The 17,374-nt window shown below is 42.7% G+C and carries 12 protein-coding genes; 7 read left to right on the top strand and 5 right to left on the bottom strand.

Annotated elements, in window-relative coordinates; genetic code table 11:
* The 6 genes from H8S63_RS05505 (at position 1) to H8S63_RS05480 (ending at position 7,254) form a co-directional block, all read left to right on the top strand.
* Positions 1-1,284, top strand: a complete 1,284-nt coding sequence (locus H8S63_RS05505; RefSeq protein WP_186925966.1) for a peptidase U32 family protein — start codon at positions 1-3, stop codon at positions 1,282-1,284.
* A 33-nt stretch (positions 1,285-1,317) separates the two neighbouring features.
* Positions 1,318-1,719 (top strand): thioesterase family protein, encoded by a 402-nt coding sequence (locus H8S63_RS05500; RefSeq protein ID WP_186925965.1) that lies wholly within the window; start codon positions 1,318-1,320, stop codon positions 1,717-1,719.
* Positions 1,716-2,840 carry a DNA-processing protein DprA gene (gene dprA, locus H8S63_RS05495; RefSeq protein ID WP_022274850.1) on the top strand — a complete coding sequence of 375 codons (1,125 nt, stop codon included), beginning with the start codon at positions 1,716-1,718 and terminating at the stop codon, positions 2,838-2,840. Before H8S63_RS05500 ends, dprA begins: the two co-directional genes overlap by 4 nt.
* Positions 2,841-3,601: 761 nt before the next feature.
* Entirely contained in the window at positions 3,602-5,377 is a 1,776-nt protein-coding gene (locus H8S63_RS05490; protein WP_186925964.1) for an oxaloacetate decarboxylase, read from the top strand.
* Positions 5,378-5,468: 91 nt separating this feature from the next.
* Positions 5,469-6,452: a DNA cytosine methyltransferase gene (locus H8S63_RS05485; protein WP_186925963.1), complete on the top strand. Its 984-nt coding sequence runs from the start codon at positions 5,469-5,471 to the stop codon at positions 6,450-6,452.
* Positions 6,397-7,254: an NgoMIV family type II restriction endonuclease gene (locus tag H8S63_RS05480; protein ID WP_186925962.1), complete on the top strand. Its 858-nt coding sequence runs from the start codon at positions 6,397-6,399 to the stop codon at positions 7,252-7,254. Before H8S63_RS05485 ends, H8S63_RS05480 begins: the two co-directional genes overlap by 56 nt.
* A gap of 154 nt (positions 7,255-7,408) precedes the next feature.
* On the opposite strand, the gene H8S63_RS05475 is transcribed toward H8S63_RS05480, so the two are convergent.
* The 4 genes from H8S63_RS05475 to H8S63_RS05460 all read right to left on the bottom strand — a co-directional run bounded on the left by H8S63_RS05475 (position 7,409) and on the right by H8S63_RS05460 (position 11,915).
* Positions 7,409-8,164 (bottom strand): succinate dehydrogenase/fumarate reductase iron-sulfur subunit, encoded by a 756-nt coding sequence (locus H8S63_RS05475; RefSeq protein ID WP_007747474.1) that lies wholly within the window; start codon positions 8,162-8,164, stop codon positions 7,409-7,411.
* A gap of 36 nt (positions 8,165-8,200) precedes the next feature.
* Positions 8,201-10,180 (bottom strand): fumarate reductase/succinate dehydrogenase flavoprotein subunit, encoded by a 1,980-nt coding sequence (locus tag H8S63_RS05470; RefSeq protein ID WP_007747475.1) that lies wholly within the window; start codon positions 10,178-10,180, stop codon positions 8,201-8,203.
* Positions 10,181-10,217: 37 nt separating this feature from the next.
* Complete coding sequence (locus H8S63_RS05465; protein ID WP_004298481.1) at positions 10,218-10,922, bottom strand: succinate dehydrogenase/fumarate reductase cytochrome b subunit; 705 nt, start codon at positions 10,920-10,922, stop codon at positions 10,218-10,220.
* Positions 10,923-11,042: 120 nt separating this feature from the next.
* Positions 11,043-11,915 (bottom strand): AraC family transcriptional regulator, encoded by an 873-nt coding sequence (locus H8S63_RS05460; protein ID WP_186925961.1) that lies wholly within the window; start codon positions 11,913-11,915, stop codon positions 11,043-11,045.
* Between the two features lie 165 nt (positions 11,916-12,080).
* Here H8S63_RS05460 and H8S63_RS05455 point away from each other — a divergent pair, with 165 nt between their 5' ends.
* A complete protein-coding gene (locus H8S63_RS05455) occupies positions 12,081-13,046 on the top strand; it encodes a glycosyl hydrolase family 18 protein (RefSeq protein ID WP_022275644.1) in 966 nt (321 codons plus the stop codon).
* A gap of 83 nt (positions 13,047-13,129) precedes the next feature.
* On the opposite strand, the gene H8S63_RS05450 is transcribed toward H8S63_RS05455, so the two are convergent.
* Positions 13,130-17,251, bottom strand: coding sequence for a two-component regulator propeller domain-containing protein (locus tag H8S63_RS05450; RefSeq protein WP_186925960.1), 4,122 nt, complete (start codon positions 17,249-17,251; stop codon positions 13,130-13,132).
* Positions 17,252-17,374: the final 123 nt, after the last annotated feature.

The raw sequence follows: 17,374 nt of genomic DNA, 5'->3' as shown, positions 1-17,374 counted from the left end.
ATGAATATAAAAGATTTTGAAATAATGGCTCCTGTGGGTTCGCGCGAATCTCTTGCTGCGGCTATTCAGGCAGGTGCCGATTCTATCTATTTCGGTATAGAAAACCTGAATATGCGTGCCCGTTCGGCTAATACATTCACGATTGATGATTTGCGGGAAATAGCCCGTACGTGTGATGAGCACGGGATGAAGAGTTACCTGACGGTCAATACGATTATCTATGATAAAGATATCCCTCTGATGCATACCATTGTCGATGCGGCCAAAGAAGCAGGAATTTCTGCGGTAATTGCAGCTGATGTGGCAGTGATGAATTATGCCCGTCAGATAGGGCAGGAGGTGCATCTTTCCACCCAGTTGAATATCTCCAATGCGGAGGCTTTGAAATTCTACGCGCAATTTGCAGATGTGGTAGTATTGGCCCGTGAGTTGAATCTGGAACAGGTGGCCGAGATTTATCGTCAGATACAGGAAGAACATATCTGTGGTCCGAGCGGCGAACAACTTCGTATCGAGATGTTCTGCCATGGTGCGCTTTGTATGGCAGTATCGGGTAAATGCTATCTCTCTTTACATGAGATGAATCATTCTGCCAATCGCGGTGCTTGTATGCAGGTATGTCGCCGTTCTTACACGGTTCGTGATAAGGAAACGGATGTGGAGCTGGATATTGATAACGAATATATCATGTCTCCGAAAGACTTGAAGACCATCCATTTTATGAATAAAATGTTGGATGCCGGTGTACGTGTATTCAAGATTGAAGGCCGTGCCCGTGGACCTGAATATGTACGTACGGTGGTTGAATGTTACAAAGAAGCTATCAAGGCTTATTTGGATGGAACATTCACCGATGAAAAGATTGCGGCTTGGGATGAACGCCTGAAAACCGTATTCAACCGTGGCTTCTGGGATGGATATTACTTGGGACAGCGTTTGGGCGAATGGACCAGGAATTATGGTTCGGCAGCTACGGAACGTAAGATTTATGTAGGTAAAGGTATCAAATACTTCTCTAATATCGGAGTTTCCGAATTCCTGGTAGAAGCAGCTGAAGTAAGTGTAGGCGATAAGCTTCTCATTACAGGGCCGACTACCGGTGCCCTATTTATGACTTTGGAAGAAGCCCGTGTTGACTTGGAACCTGTGCAAACAGTGAAGAAAGGACAGCATTTCTCCATGAAATCGGATAAGATACGTCCCAGTGACAAGCTGTATAAACTGGTATCGACCGAAGAATTGAAGAAGTTCAAAGGACTCGATATTGAGCAAAAAAGAGGCTAACTGTTATTTCTCAACTTTTAATTCTCAATTTAAATGAACTATATCTATGAATTGGAAATGAAGGTGCGTGATTACGAATGTGACCTTCAAGGTATTGTCAATAATGCCAATTATCAGCACTATCTGGAACATACCCGTCACGAGTTTCTGACTTCGGTGGGTGTCAGTTTTTCTGCACTTCATGAGCAGGGAGTCGATCCGGTAGTGGCACGCATTAGTATGGCATTCAAGACTCCATTGAAAAGTGGAGATGAGTTTGTCTCGAAACTATATATGAAAAAGGAAGGTATCAAATATGTGTTTTATCAGGATATCTTCCGTAAGAATGATAATAAAGTAGTAGTGAAATCCACTGTTGAGACGGTATGTGTGGTAAACGGACGTTTAAGTGACAGCGAATTGTTCGATAATGTCTTTGCGCCCTACCTGAAATGAACAGCCCCGAAGAAGAACAAATTTATAGTATTGCTCTGACAATGGTGCCCGGTATCGGGCACATAGGAGCAAAACATTTGATAGATGGAATGGGTAATGCCGTTGATGTCTTCCGTCTGCGCAAAGAAATACCGGAACGTATTCCAGAAGTAAGTCAACGGGTGATAGAGGCATTGGATTGTCCGCAAGCTGTGCTCCGCGCCGAACAAGAATATGAATTTATCCGGAAGAATCGGATCTCCTGTCTGTCTTTTCATGATGAGGCTTATCCTTCCCGTTTGCGGGAATGTGAAGATGCTCCTGTTGTTCTTTTCTTTAAAGGAAATGCTGATCTAAATTCCCTTCATATCCTGAATATGGTAGGAACCCGTAATGCTACTGATTATGGGACACAAATCTGCGCCTCTTTTCTGCGGGATCTGAAGGCGCTTTGTCCTGATGTACTTGTAGTCAGCGGACTTGCTTATGGAATCGATATTCATGCGCATCGTGAAGCTTTGGCTAATGAATTACCTACAGTAGGTGTTTTAGCTCATGGGCTGGATCGTATTTATCCTCATGTCCATCGGAAAACAGCTGTTGACATGCTTGAAAAAGGGGGATTACTGACCGAATTTCTGTCCGGAACGAATCCCGATCGCCATAATTTTATCAGTCGAAACCGTATTGTTGCCGGTATGTGTGATGCTACCATCGTCATTGAGTCGGCAGAAAAGGGAGGTTCATTGATTACGGCCGAACTTGCTGAAGGTTATCATCGCGATTGTTTCGCTTTCCCCGGTCGCATGAGTGATGAATATTCAAAAGGATGCAATCGGTTGATTAGGGATAATAAAGCATCCCTGTTATTATCTGCCGAAGATTTTGTGCAGGCTATGGGCTGGAATATACCGATGACTCTTTCGGAAAAGGTAAGTGTGCAACGTAGTCTTTTTATCGAATTGTCTGAAGAAGAGCAGAAGATAGTTGCTATTTTGGAGAAACTGGGAAATCTGCAAATCAATTCTCTTGTGGTAGAAGCAGATATTCCCGTAAATAAGATGACTGCCCTACTGTTTGAACTGGAAATGAAAGGGGTGATTCGTGTATTGGCAGGAGGAATGTACCAATTATTGAATTAACTCACATGAACTAATCTCACATATAGACATAAAAAAAGGAGCAACGCCTTGCTCCAACCTTTGTTAACCTTAAATCTAATACTATGAAAAAAATCACATGACAAATGTAAGCGTTCAACTGATTCTTTCCAAATAATTCTGTTGTATTTGTTTCTCTTTTAAATTCTTTCACTGATTTTCACTGTTATCGGACACGACGTACTTCTAATGGATAAAACATGGCACATTTATGGTAAGTAATGGAAAGAAATGCAAGCTTTCTTGAATATGTTTCATTGTATTTCGAAGGGCTCGTGAAATATATACTTGTATGTTGCTGTGTATTTGCGCTTTACAATTTTAGGTTCTCACTAATACCATTATTTACTAGAGTAATAACAATAAAAAATGATGAAATCTTTATTTTAATGATTCAGTCAATATTGCATCTTATATTAATTATTGTAATAGTAATTTTGAGTATAATAAAGCCCTTGACAAGTGGATTATGCCTGATGGTTATCTTGGTTTGTTTATACCTTGAATGAAGTCGATGAAGTATTTGGCGATCTTAAAGGAATGATATATGTACGAACATAAAACAATTTGATTTGTTATTTATAGTGAATGGATCTATATAGGGGTGGTTTTCTTGCATTATGATATTAAACATCTCTTTATATCTATTTTTTAAGGTGATTGTTTGACTATATGTCAGTTTAAACCCTTATATTTGTATATGTGAAGTTAACCGAAGAAAAAATCACTTATTATTGGCTATGATGAAAAAGGAAATTAAATTCAGTCTTGTTTATCGGGACATGTGGCAATCTTCCGGTAAATATCAACCTCGGGTTGATCAGCTTGTCCGTATCGCTCCTTTGATTATTGAGATGGGCTGTTTTGCCAGAGTTGAAACGAATGGCGGTGCTTTTGAGCAAGTGAATCTGTTGTACGGCGAAAATCCTAATAAGGCTGTCCGTGCTTTTACCGCACCTTTTAAAGAAGCGGGTATTCAAACGCATATGCTCGATCGCGGATTGAATGCATTGCGCATGTATCCGGTTCCGGCAGATGTGCGTAAGTTGATGTATAAAGTCAAGCATGCGCAAGGAGTGGACATCACACGCATTTTCTGTGGACTGAACGAAACAAGAAATATCATTCCTTCTATTAAATATGCTTTGGAAGCAGGTATGATTCCGCAGGCAACTCTTTGTATCACCTATTCTCCCGTACACACTGTTGAGTATTATGCCCGAATTGCCGATCAACTGATTGAGGCCGGTGCACCTGAAATATGCTTGAAGGATATGGCGGGTATCGGTCGTCCGGGTATGTTAGGAGAATTGGTCAGGACTATCAAGGAGAAACATCCGGATATATTGATTCAATATCATGGTCATAGCGGACCGGGATTGTCTATGGCTTCTATTCTTGAGGTTTGCGAAAATGGTGCGGACATCATTGATGTGACTATGGAACCGATGTCTTGGGGCAAAGTGCATCCGGACATAATCTCTGTGCAGGCTATGTTGAAAGATTTAGGTTTCCAGGTTCCCGACATAAATATGAAAGCATATATGAAAGCTCGTGCCATGACGCAAGAATTCATTGATGATTTTCTGGGTTATTTTATGGATCCTACCAATAAATACATGTCTTCACTTCTACTGAAGTGTGGTTTGCCGGGTGGTATGATGGGTTCCATGATGGCAGACTTGAAAGGAGTACATTCCGGTATCAATATGATATTAAGGAGTAAGAATGAGCCGGAACTTAGTCTGGATGATTTGCTTGTGATGCTTTTTGATGAAGTGGAATATGTATGGCCTAAGCTAGGTTATCCTCCTTTGGTGACTCCTTTCAGCCAGTATGTGAAGAATGTTGCATTAATGAATCTTATGCAGCAGGTAAAAGGGGAAGATCGCTGGACAATGATAGATAACCACACTTGGGATATGATTCTGGGTAAAAGTGGACGTCTTCCGGGTAAGCTCGCACCGGAGATTGTAGAGTTGGCAAAATCTAAAGGATATGAATTTGTCGATACCGACCCGCAGTTGAATTATCCGGATGCTTTGGATGAATATCGAAAGGAAATGGATGAAAATGGCTGGGAATATGGAGAGGATGACGAGGAACTTTTCGAACTGGCCATGCACGATCGCCAGTATCGTGATTATAAGTCCGGGGTTGCCAAAAAGCGTTTTGAGGAAGAGTTACAACATGCTGAAGATGCGGCAATGGCAAAGAACGGATATTCGGAAGAGGAAATTAAGAAATTGAAACGTGCCAAAGCAGACCCGGTCATTGCTCCTGATAACGGGCAGGTACTTTGGGAAGTTTCCGTAGAGGGACCATCCATTGCTCCATTCATCGGACGTAAATATCAGCATGACGAAGTCTTTTGTTATCTTTCTACTCCATGGGGAGAATATGAAAAGATTCTGACTGGATTTACCGGGCGTGTGGTGGAGATATGTGCACAGCAAGGCGCTACCGTACGTAAGGGAGATGTTATCGGTTATATTCTGCGGAGCGATATCTTTGCGTGAGATAAGCCATATTTAAACACCGAGTTATTGGCATTGATAAAAGAATATCGTATTTTTGCATCTGAAACTTATAAACTTGAATGATCCTTATATGTATAATTCCATAGAAATATGTGCAGGTGCAGGCGGTCAAGCATTAGGACTTGAGATGGCGGGATTCTCTCATGTTGCATTGGTCGAATATGAAAAAGACTATTGCGAATGTCTGAAACGCAATCGGCAGGAATGGAATATTTTCTGTAAGGATGTGCATCATTTTGATGGTAAGCCTTACTACGGGCAGATAGATTTGCTAGCAGGAGGCGTACCTTGCCCTCCGTTTAGTGTTGCAGGCAAACAACTGGGAGCTGATGATGAGCGTGATCTTTTTCCTCAGATGCTCCGACTTGTGCAGGAAATTAATCCGCGTATCGTTATGATAGAAAATGTCCGTGGAATTTTAAGCTCTAAGTTTAATGCTTATCGGGAACAGGTACTTCAAACGTTGAAAAAATTAGGCTACAGTACACATCTTCAATTATTAAATGCTTCTGATTATGGTGTTCCTCAGCTACGGCCACGAGTAATTATTATTGGAATACGGAGAGATCTGACAGATGTCTTCATGTTTCCCGAAAAGATACCAGAGAAAACACTGTCTGTAGGTGAGACTTTATATGACTTGATGTCAGCTAATGGTTGGAAAGCTGTCGAAGAATGGAGGCGGACAGCCAATAAAATAGCTCCCACTCTGGTAGGCGGAAGTAAAAAACACGGAGGTCCAGACTTGGGCCCGACAAGAGCACGTAAGGCGTGGGCAGAGCTTGGTGTAGACGGTCGGGGGGTAGCTAATGATGTCCCTGACGCAGACTTCGTGGGAATGCCACGATTGACTCCGGAAATGCTTGCAAGACTTCAGGGATTCCCCGATAGTTGGGATTTCGGCAAGCGTAAGACGATTGCCTGTCGGATGATCGGCAATGCTTTCCCTCCTCCTGTTGCTATGAAAATAGGGTTGCAAATCAAAAAGGTATTGGATTATGAACGCACTTATTGCAGAAGCGAGAAAAAAATATCACAAAGAGCTGCTATCTAGTGGTGTAATGACTATTGATAGCAAAGGAATTCCAAGTAATGCTGACAGTTCCTCCAAACTATCAATAAATATTGCCCGCGGCATTGCTGACCAATTAATGGCTGAAGTCCACGAAAAAGCAGTAGGACAGACTTCAGGTGCTAAATTTGAGCAAATGAATATGAATTTCTTGATGAATACATTTCCCTACCTGCAGAATTTACGTCCGGGAAAATGGCATATCTCCAAACTGGGTAACCGTAACTCCGTCAAAACAAGTAGTTTCGCTCAATACGAACATTTGGAATACCTCAGCCTGCTGACCAAAAGCGATGCTCGACTTGCCGCTAGCATGGGTAACGATTATATGGTAGCACCGGATGTGGTTATTTATCGAGAGACAGAGACGGATGATATGATAAATGAGAAAACTGATATTATTGATGATTCCGTGTGTAATCTTGCCGATATACGAAAAAGTAATGGCGGGTTACCCATTCTTCATGCTTCTATTTCAGCCAAATGGACGATGCGTAGCGATCGTGCACAAAACAGCCGGACAGAAGCTCTCGGATTGATAAGGAACAGAAAAGGGCACTTACCGCACATTGTTGTGGTAACAGGAGAACCAATGCCCGCACGATTGGCATCATTAGCTTTAGGCACAGGAGATATTGACTGTATTTATCATTTTGCTTTGTATGAGCTCATCAAAGCGGTTCATGATACCCATGCAGAGGATTCTATTGAATTATTGAACATCTTGATTCAGGGAAAACGGTTGAAAGATATCAGTGACTTGCCTTTGGATTTAGCTGTATAAATAACTTTAATATTACCAATATATCTGTTCATGATAATTGATTATTAATAATAATCATGAGCCATTCATACATAAAGAGAATCCCCTGTCGGTGTGTACCGCAGGGGATTCTTTTATTAATCAAATTAAGCTCTTACTATTAGAAAACAGTAACTTAGTCTTTCAGTTTTGCTCTGATAAAGTCACGGTTCAAGCGGGCGATGTTGCTGATAGAGATGTTCTTCGGACATTCAGCCTCACAAGCACGAGTGTTTGTACAGTTACCAAATCCCAGTTCATCCATCTTTGACAACATAGCTTTTGCACGGCGCAAAGCTTCCGGTTTACCTTGCGGCAACAAGTTCAACTGACTAACTTTTGCAGAAACGAACAACATAGCAGAACCATTCTTACATGCAGCTACACAAGCACCGCAACCGATACAAGAAGCAGCATCCATAGCTTCGTCAGCGATAGGTTTCGCGATCAGGATAGCGTTAGCATCCTGCGGAGCACCTGTGCGTACGCTTACATAACCACCAGCTTGCATAATCTTGTCGTATGCAGTACGGTCTACCATCAAGTCTTTGATGACAGGGAAACCAGCCGAACGCCAAGGTTCAACAGTGATGGTATCACCGTCGTTGAAACGACGCATATAGATTTGGCAAGTAGTAGCACCTGTTGCAGGACCGTGCGGGTGTCCGTTGATGTAAAGAGAACACATACCGCAGATACCTTCGCGGCAGTCATGATCGAATACTACCGGTTCTTTTCTTTCGCTGATGAGCTGTTCGTTCAGAATATCCAGCATTTCGAGGAAGGAAGTATCACCGGGGATATCTTTCATTTGGTAGGTTTCAAAAGCACCTTTAGCTTTCGGACCAGCTTGGCGCCATACCTTCAGTGTAAATGATATATTTTTATCCATTTTCTTCTAATTCTTTTAAATGTTTAACTTCACCGATTAGCTCTTGTAGTTACGAGTCTGAACCTTGATAGCTTCGTATACCAGCGGTTCTTTGTGCAATACCGGAGCCTTTTCATCATCACCTTGATATTCCCAGCATGCTACATAGAAGAAGTTTTCGTCATCACGTTTTGCTTCTCCTTCTTCAGTCTGGTATTCTTCACGGAAGTGACCACCACAACTTTCGTTACGGTTCAATGCGTCGTAAGCAACAAGCTCACCCATAGTGATGAAGTCGTACAGACGGATTGCTTTGTCAAGCTCTACGTTCATACCTTCCTTAGAACCGGGGATAAACAAGTTCGTTTCGAATTCCTTGCGGATTTCTTTCAGTTCGGCGATACCTTTCTTCAGGCCTTCTGCCGTACGTCCCATACCTACATATTCCCACATGACATGACCCAGTTTCTTGTGGATAGAATCAACAGATTCTTTACCCTGGATGCTCATGAACTTGTCGATCTTAGCTTGAACTGCTTTTTCAGCTTCAGCGAATTCAGGAAGATCGGTAGAGAAACGAGGAACAGTGATCTGGTCTGCCAGATAGTTCTGGATGGTGTAAGGCAATACGAAGTAACCGTCAGCCAAACCTTGCATCAATGCAGAAGCACCGAGGCGGTTTGCACCATGGTCGGAGAAGTTACACTCACCGATAGCGAACAGACCCTTGATAGTGGTTTGCAGTTCGTAGTCTACCCAGATACCACCCATTGTATAGTGGATAGCCGGATAAATCATCATCGGGTTATAATATTTCACACCACTGATTTCTTTAGCCAGTTCGCCCGGATTAACGTCAGTGATTTCTTCGTACATATCGAAGAGGTTACCATAACGTTGAAGAACAACGTCGATACCCAAACGGTTGATAGCTTCAGAGAAGTCGAGGAATACGGCCAAACCTGTGTTGTTTACACCGAAACCTGCGTCGCAACGTTCTTTAGCGGCACGGCTGGCAACGTCACGCGGAACCAGGTTACCGAATGCCGGATAGCGGCGTTCCAAATAATAGTCGCGGTCTTCTTCCGGAATATCACTTCCTTTGATTTCGCCTTTCTGGAGTTTTACAGCATCTTCTTTCTTCTTCGGAACCCAGATACGACCGTCGTTACGGAGAGATTCAGACATCAAAGTCAGCTTAGACTGCTTGTCACCATGTACCGGAATACAAGTCGGGTGAATCTGAACGTATGCAGGATTTGCGAATACAGCACCCTTGCGGTAGCAAGAGATAGCAGCTGTACAGTTACAACCCATAGCGTTGGTAGACAAGAAGTAAGCGTTACCATAACCACCGGTAGCGATAACTACTGCGTGAGCGGCAAAGCGTTCCAGTTTACCTGTTACAAGATTTTTAGCGATGATACCGCGGGCACGTCCGTCAACGATAACCACATCCTGCATTTCATAACGGGTATACAGTTTTACAGTACCTGCGTTTACCTGACGGCTCAATGCAGAGTAAGCACCCAGCAGCAACTGCTGACCAGTCTGGCCTTTAGCGTAGAAAGTACGGGATACCTGTGCGCCACCGAAAGAACGGTTGTCCAGCGTACCGCCATATTCGCGAGCGAAAGGAACACCTTGCGCTACACATTGGTCGATGATAGCGTTAGACACTTCAGCCAAACGATATACGTTTGCTTCACGGGCACGATAGTCGCCACCTTTTACAGTATCGTAGAACAGACGGTAAACCGAGTCACCATCATTTTGATAATTCTTTGCAGCATTGATACCACCCTGTGCAGCGATAGAATGTGCACGACGGGGAGAATCCTGAATACAGAAATTGAATACTCTGAAACCCATTTCACCAAGTGAAGCAGCGGCAGAAGCACCTGCCAGACCCGTACCCACAACGATGATGTCCAAACGACGTTTATTAGCGGGGTTCACCAATTTCTGGTGAGCTTTATAGTTGGTCCATTTCTCAGCCACCGGGCCTTCTGGAATTTTTGAATCTATCTTGATCATAATATTATTTACAATTTAATCATTTACAATTTACTATTTAGCAAGCACCGCCACAAATCAGTGTTTTCACGAAGAATACCACTACTACCAGTGCGAAACCGAGTACAACAATCGTAGAATAGATGTTAGAAATGCATTTCCAACGATTGATCCATACTTTGTTGTTCCATCCCAGTGATTGCATAGAGCTCCAGAAACCGTGAGTCAGGTGGAACCACAAAGCAAACAGCCAAACGAGGTAAAGAACTACGTAAACCGGGCTAGAGAAAGTCTGCTGGATGTGATAAGCACCGTTAGCGGCATAAGCCAGCGTCAGTGTATCAGCGTGCATGCCCATGTTGTGCATCAGCTCCGGCAACTGCATTTTTGCCCAGAAGTTGAAGAGGTGCAAACCAAGACCTACGATAACGATCAGACCCAGCACCAACATGTTTTGAGATGCCCATTCTACAGTTTTTGGTTTGTCAACCACTGCATAGCGTTCACTACCACGCGCTTTGCGATTCTGCATTGTCAGCCAGAATGCGTAGATGATGTGAATCACAAAAAGAGCGGCTAGTCCTGCGGTAGCCACTAACGCATACCAGTTTGCTCCCAGGAACTCACAAATCATGTTGTAACCATCAGCCGAGATGATTGCAACCAAGTTCATCGCCATGTGAAATGTTAGAAACAGGACAAGGGCGATACCGGTAACGCTCATCACCACTTTCCTTCCTACAGATGAATTACTTAACCACATAAATGATTGAATTTAAATTATTTAATTGTTAGAACTAAAATTTCGACGTTTTACACCTCTTACGGACTGCAAAAATAGGGGAAATAGATTGATTGAGCAAGGAATTAAAGAAATAATTCTTTAATCGTTAATCTTTCCGATTTTTTCACCGTTGGCTGCTTTCTTGCGTAAGGCGCGTGGAGTGTCACCAAAAGAGTCTTTGCAGAAGTGCGCAAAGTGGGACAGAGAGTCGAATCCGTATCGGTTACATATCTCTGTGATTCGCATATTAGTGTGTTGGAGGTCATCCAGGATGCCTTCCCGTTTTTTCTCCAGTATCCATTCGTATACGGGGATTCCGTACATATTTTTGAAGAGTCGGCGGAAGGTCGTGGTTGTGTAACCTCCCAGATGTGCAAATTCTTCCACACTTTTCACCTTGCTGTAATTTTGTATCACGAAGTATTGGAAGCTCTCCGTATAAGTACTGATCGGGTAGAAGAAAGTCTTTAATTGAGGTAGCGGATAGAAATTGGTAATCAGGAATACCAATTCCTTACATTTCAGTTCGATATATTTGCTGCAAGGAGATTTTTCATTGAGGAAGTCGGGCATACTGCTGATAAGGGAATGAATTCTTTCGCTCATCACCAGAGGGGTGTAGGTCAAGGGTGCTTCCGCTTGATCTTTTATCTCATTGTAACGGTCTTCGCAGAGTAGAGGGAGTTCGTTGAACCAGAATATGATGTATTCAACGTCCGTAAGAGCCAGTATTTCTATTTTAGACCCGATGGCCTGTAGGATAAACTGCTTTTCGTGTAAGGTATTTCCCGGGTACTCTTCACTATTGATAAGTAATTCGCCTTTAAGCATGAAAAGCATACAATTTTGCGTGCACTTATCTTTAGGAATGTGTTCTCCTTTGGGTAAGTTCTTATATACGAGAGTGTTTTCAGTAGCTCTTGGACACCCTGTACAATTCTTATATTGTATACAAAATGAATCTTCTGGCATCGGTCTTATTCGTGAATTATTATCATCAGGGAACAAAGATAGGATTTTTTGTGTAAACTTGTGCTCTTTCTGTTGATTATTGGAAGTTATATAGTAATTTTTGAACATCATTTTATGCTGAGAGTGCATACTTTTGTGGTTGAAACTCATAAAATATTAATCATTATGCTAATACCTAGAAAGATTATCTTTTCTTTGTTTCTGTTGGTCGGTGTATGTCTTTATGCACAACAGAAATCTTTTGTAAGTTCTTATGTGCGTGGAAATTTCTACAACAGGGGACGTGTCGCTACTGAAAGTCTGCGGGCAAGCGACGACCTTATTCTATTAAATGTCCATCCCAATAAGGACGGATCGCTCTCTTTTGAGAACCCTCGTGCATTTCAAGGTAAAGGAGTCACTACTTGGGAGGGATTGATAAAATCCATTCGTGCTGAGGTGAAAGGGACGAAGGCGAAAGTACGGATTGGAGCTTCCAGTGGTCAGTGGAAGGCGATGGTGGCTGATGAGACCGCCCGTACGGCATTTGCAAAAAATATAAAGAAAGTGCTCCGACAAAATAAGCTTGATGGCATTGACCTGGACTTTGAATGGGCTGAGAATGCGAAAGAATATGAGGATTACAGTTTGGCTATTCTCAAGATGAGGGAAGTGCTGGGCGATAAATACATTCTCAGCGTATCTCTGCATCCGGTTTCTTATAAGATAAGTAAGGAGGCGATTGCTGCCGTTGATTTTATTTCACTTCAATGTTATGGTCCTTCACCGGTTCGTTTTCCGGTAGAGAAATATTGTTCGGATATACAGATGGTATTGAAATATGGTATTCCGAAAGAGAAGCTGGTGGCAGGAGTTCCCTTTTATGGAGTGACAAAGGACAACTCGAAAAAGACTGAAGCTTATTTTAGTTTTGTGCAGAATGGGCTGATTACGAGTCCGGCAGAGAATGAAGTAAATTATAAAGGAGAAGTGTATGTGTTTGACGGGCAAGATAATATCCGTATCAAGACACGTTATGCGAAAGAGCAGGGCTTGAAAGGAATGATGAGTTGGGACTTGGCTACAGATTTGCCGTTGGATAACAGCCAATCATTGCTTAAAGCCATGATTGAAGAATTGAATAAAGAGTAGAGTCGTAGACTGTAATTGTCATTTAAACGCAGATTCTCGCAGATTTGAATATCAGTTCTTTGCGAGAATCTGCATTTAGTTTTTTATACCTGCTTTATCTGTTTCAGATAATCTGAGGGTGAGACACCGAATTCTTCTTTAAAGCATTGGCGGAAATAGCCTGTACTGTTCATTCCTACTTTATAGGCAATTTCAGATATATTAAACTTCCCTTCGAGCAACAGCCGTTCCGCATTCTGCATTTTCACCTTCCGGATATATTCGTTGGTTGAAAGTCCGGTAAGTGCTTTCATTTTCCGGTAAAGAGTGGAACCGCTCATACACATCTTGTCGGAAAGATAAGTGATGTCAATCTTCTCTGAAGAGAGGTTTTCTTCGATTAAAAGAGTTATTTTCTCAATAAACTCATTATCCAGCTTGCTTAGAGCCTCGGCTATTATGATACGTTTCTCGTTCAAATCCGTCTGATTGCCCGAAACAGGCTGTGCCTGGAATTGGGTAATCAGTTTCTTTCTCGATTCGAGTAGATTATTGATTCGGCTGCGCAAAAGAGAAGCGCTGAACGGTTTTGTCAGGTAAGAGTCGGCGCCTACCTCATAACCTTCTTCTTTGTCCTGTAGCGAATCTTTAGCTGTCAGCAGAATAATAGGAATATGGCTGGTACGTACATCCTCCTTTAACTGCCGACATAGGGTAATACCATCCATTATAGGCATCATAATATCGCTGACAATGATATCCGGGATGTGGCTGAGCGCCTGTTGTTTTCCTTCTTCTCCATTATCGGCTGTGATTACCTCAAAAGAGTCGGAGAAGGATTCGGCAATGTATTTCTGTATTTCTTCATTATCTTCTACAATCAGTAAGATCGGTTTGCCATTGTCTACTGTAGGTTCTGAAGTGTTTTCGGAGGTCGTTGCTTGAGCAGTATCCTCTTTTGCCGCAGGTTCGGTAGAGTCAGCGTGCAAGGCGTTGGGATAGATATTATCCGTCAGGAGGCTGATGTAGAAAGTGCTGCCTTCGTTTTGCACACTTTCTGCACGGATTTCTCCTTCATGCAGCTCTACGAGATTCTTTACCAAAGCCAGACCAATACCGGTTCCTGATGCCTGATGTTTGCCGCTTTCCTGATAGTAACGGTCGAAAATATGTGGCAGTGCTTCAGCGGAAATTCCGTATCCCGTGTCGCTTACTTTAATTTCCGTATATGCCACCTCATTGTGCACGGTCTGATACAGGCTTAGGGTAATACATCCTTGTTCCGTATATTTGATGGCATTGGAAATCAGATTGTCCAATACGATGGTGACGATTTCCTTGTCAAAGAAAAGAAGCATTTCTTCTTTTTCTATCTGAATTCGGAAATCAATCTTTGTCTTTTGATTCAGTTCTTTGTATTTGAGACCTATTTCATAGATCAAAGGGGCGATGTTGCCTTTGCAGACACACAGCCTTTTGTTTTGTGTCTCTGTCTTTCTAAACTCCAATATCTGATTGATGAGGTTGAGCAGGCGTAATGCACTTTGGTGGATGACCGACAATTTCTGAGCTTGTTTTACCGGGAGTGAGGTATCCTTTTGCATATCCTCCAGCGGACCGAGAATCAAGGTTAGCGGTGTACGCAGTTCGTGTGTGATGTTGGTGTAGAAACGCAGGCGTTCCTGATTTAATTCTTGTTCTTGTTCGTGATTCTTCTTTTCCAATGTGTAAAGGCTTTCCAAATCCAGCTTTTTCTTATATGCGTGAAGGATGAGATATACAATGCCGGCAGATATCAGGACATAGATAAGCTTTGCCCACCAGGTGAGCCAAAGGGGCGGGTTAATCCGGATAGTCAGGGAGGTGGCTTCTTCCGGCCATTCCTGGTTGTGAATGCGCGCTTTGATAAGAAACTCATATTTTCCGGGAGGAATGTTCCGGAATGTCACGCTATTGTTTTCATTGACTGTGTACCACGAATTTTCTAGTCCTTTCAGCATATACACATATTCCACTTGATTGACCAGAGAGTAGTTTTGTACGTTGAATGTCAGCCCGAAGCTATTTTGTGCATGGGTCAGTTCAACCTGTTCTCCTTTGGATACATTGATGAACAGGTCATTATTTTCGGGATTGCTCAACCGTCCCAGTACTTTCATTTCGGTGATGATAGCCGACGGATTGGCTTGGTCGTTCATGGTGATATCCGGATCGAAACAACATACTCCGTTGATTGAACCGAAATAAATCAGTCCGTTCTTGTTTTGCGTTACGCAGCCGCTTGAGAAACTGCCTGCCGGGACATCGTCCGAATGACCGTAATTGTAGAAGCAGTTTTTATCCGTGACGTAGCAACTGATTCCTTTATTATTACTGAACCAGATATTACCTTTCTTATCTTCCGTTATGGCACAAATATTGGTATTGAGTAAGCCATCTTTCCGTTGGTAAGTTTTATAGGTCAGTGCATCGGTTGACGGGAAGCATACCAGTCCTTCTCCTGTCCCCATCCACATTCTTTTCTGTCTGTCTTGTATGATCTGGTTGATGGTGTTGGAGCAGAAACCTTCCCTTTGTACGAAGGTTTGAATCAATTGCAGGTCCGGACTGTATACTCCAAGTCCGTCTCCGAAAGTACCGATCCAGAACCGGCCTTTCTCATCCTGTGCGATGGCACGTACAAAGTTACTGTGCAATTCGCTGTTTCCCGTATGATAATGCCGGATGATTTCCATGTTCAGAGGATTCAGTACGATGATTCCTCCACTGTATCCTACCCAGATATTATGTCGGGAGTCTTCGTAGATTGTACGGACATCCTGATTGGATTGTCCCATCAGAGAGATGGAACGGAAAGTTCTGTTGCGGCTGTCATAGTAACTGATTCCTCCTTGGAAAGAACCGAACCATAAGTTGCCTTTAGAGTCTTGCAGGGAAGTGAGTATAAAGTTTGAAGGAATTTCTCCGGTTTCTTTTTTATAGATAGCGGTGCGCTTGTCCCCTTCAAATACATTGATTCCTCCTCCGTCCGTCCCGATCCACACCCGTCCTTGTCTGTCTGTGCAAAGACTGCTTGCCACTTTGTTATTCAGGCTGTTCTCATTGCCGGGAATGGGAGAGTAGCTCAATGTTGTGAATAAAGGAGGGGTACTGCTGATGAAATTGATTCCTCCTCCCCACGTCCCTATCCAGATATTGTCAAAAGAATCTTGGAATATGCATCGGGCACTTGCATTGGAGAGACTTCGGTTATCATCTCCTTCTTGTATATATTCGAGGGAGATCTGGTCCGGTGAAAGAAACATACTTTGCTTTAGATCCAGTATGGTAATGCCATTCAGCTCGGAGGCTATCCATAGTTTGCTGTCATTTAGTTGTTTGATGGCGAGTATGCGGTTACATAAGGCTTCGTGCTTGTCGTTTTTGTTATTCTTGAAGGTGATAAAGTTGCTATCGGCAGCGTTGAAGAGAGCCAGTCCTTTGTCTGTTCCCAGCCAGATATTCCCGTTTGTGTCTTTGGTGAGACATCGTACATCATTTCCGGGCAGGCTCATCGGATTATCCGGTTCGTGTCGGAAGTTTTTTACACTTTTGTCTTTCAGCGAGAGAATGCTGAAACCACCGCTAACATGGCCGATATATAAATTCCCGTCTCCTCCGTCCAATACGGTCCATGTTTGTTCGTCGGGCAAGCTGGGAATTGTGTTTTTATTGTAATGGGTAAATTGTCCGCTGTTGATGTCGAGATATTCTATACCTCTATAATAGGTACTGATCCACAGTCCGTCTTCGCTTTGTGTAGAAGGGGCAATGTCTGTTACGTCATTGGTTATCAGGCTATGCGGATCCTCCGGATTGTGCAGGTAGGGAGTGAATACCTGTTTGTCATAATTATAGGCATTTAATCCGTCACGTTGGGTCGCTATCCATATCACAGGACGTTTAGTGTCGGCATACACCCGGTTAAGTTCATTACCGGTGATTCCCTGACTGTTTTGTGAGGGGTCATTCTTATAATAGGTGATGAAGTGGGTTCCATCGAACTTGTTAAGCCCTTCTTCTGTAGCGAACCATAGGAAGCCTTGTTTGTCTTGTGTAATGCTAACTACATAATTATTAGACAGTCCTTGTTCGATTCCCAACCGTTTTACGGAATAAGTTTGTGCTGCCGACTGATAAACGGACAGCAAGAATAAAAATAAAATAGAAGCAATGTGTCTTTTCATAACTCGTGCCTATTCGTTTCATTTACAGGCTCAAAAATAGAAATAAATATTTTATTTAGAGTATGCAAATCGTGCATTGCATGATTTATGTAGCTTCTCTGCATGATTTTTATCGGTTTCTAT

Origin of the sequence: Bacteroides sp. NSJ-39 (assembly GCF_014287315.1) — a bacterium.
GTDB lineage: Bacteria > Bacteroidota > Bacteroidia > Bacteroidales > Bacteroidaceae > Bacteroides > Bacteroides finegoldii.
The sequence above is the reverse complement of the archived record's forward strand: the minus strand, read 5'-3'. Positions and strand labels throughout refer to the sequence as shown.

What these genes read in the sequence shown, in the direction of transcription:
- H8S63_RS05465 (WP_004298481.1), bottom strand. Translation starts at nt 10,922, where the DNA reads ATGTGGTTAAGTAATTCATCTGTAGGAAGGAAAGTGGTGATGAGCGTT.
- H8S63_RS05490 (WP_186925964.1), top strand. Translation starts at nt 3,602, where the DNA reads ATGAAAAAGGAAATTAAATTCAGTCTTGTTTATCGGGACATGTGGCAA.
- H8S63_RS05455 (WP_022275644.1), top strand. Translation starts at nt 12,081, where the DNA reads ATGCTAATACCTAGAAAGATTATCTTTTCTTTGTTTCTGTTGGTCGGT.
- H8S63_RS05475 (WP_007747474.1), bottom strand. Translation starts at nt 8,164, where the DNA reads ATGGATAAAAATATATCATTTACACTGAAGGTATGGCGCCAAGCTGGT.
- dprA (WP_022274850.1), top strand. Translation starts at nt 1,716, where the DNA reads ATGAACAGCCCCGAAGAAGAACAAATTTATAGTATTGCTCTGACAATG.
- H8S63_RS05450 (WP_186925960.1), bottom strand. Translation starts at nt 17,251, where the DNA reads ATGAAAAGACACATTGCTTCTATTTTATTTTTATTCTTGCTGTCCGTT.
- H8S63_RS05460 (WP_186925961.1), bottom strand. Translation starts at nt 11,915, where the DNA reads ATGCCAGAAGATTCATTTTGTATACAATATAAGAATTGTACAGGGTGT.
- H8S63_RS05470 (WP_007747475.1), bottom strand. Translation starts at nt 10,180, where the DNA reads ATGATCAAGATAGATTCAAAAATTCCAGAAGGCCCGGTGGCTGAGAAA.
- H8S63_RS05500 (WP_186925965.1), top strand. Translation starts at nt 1,318, where the DNA reads ATGAACTATATCTATGAATTGGAAATGAAGGTGCGTGATTACGAATGT.
- H8S63_RS05505 (WP_186925966.1), top strand. Translation starts at nt 1, where the DNA reads ATGAATATAAAAGATTTTGAAATAATGGCTCCTGTGGGTTCGCGCGAA.
- H8S63_RS05480 (WP_186925962.1), top strand. Translation starts at nt 6,397, where the DNA reads ATGAACGCACTTATTGCAGAAGCGAGAAAAAAATATCACAAAGAGCTG.
- H8S63_RS05485 (WP_186925963.1), top strand. Translation starts at nt 5,469, where the DNA reads ATGTATAATTCCATAGAAATATGTGCAGGTGCAGGCGGTCAAGCATTA.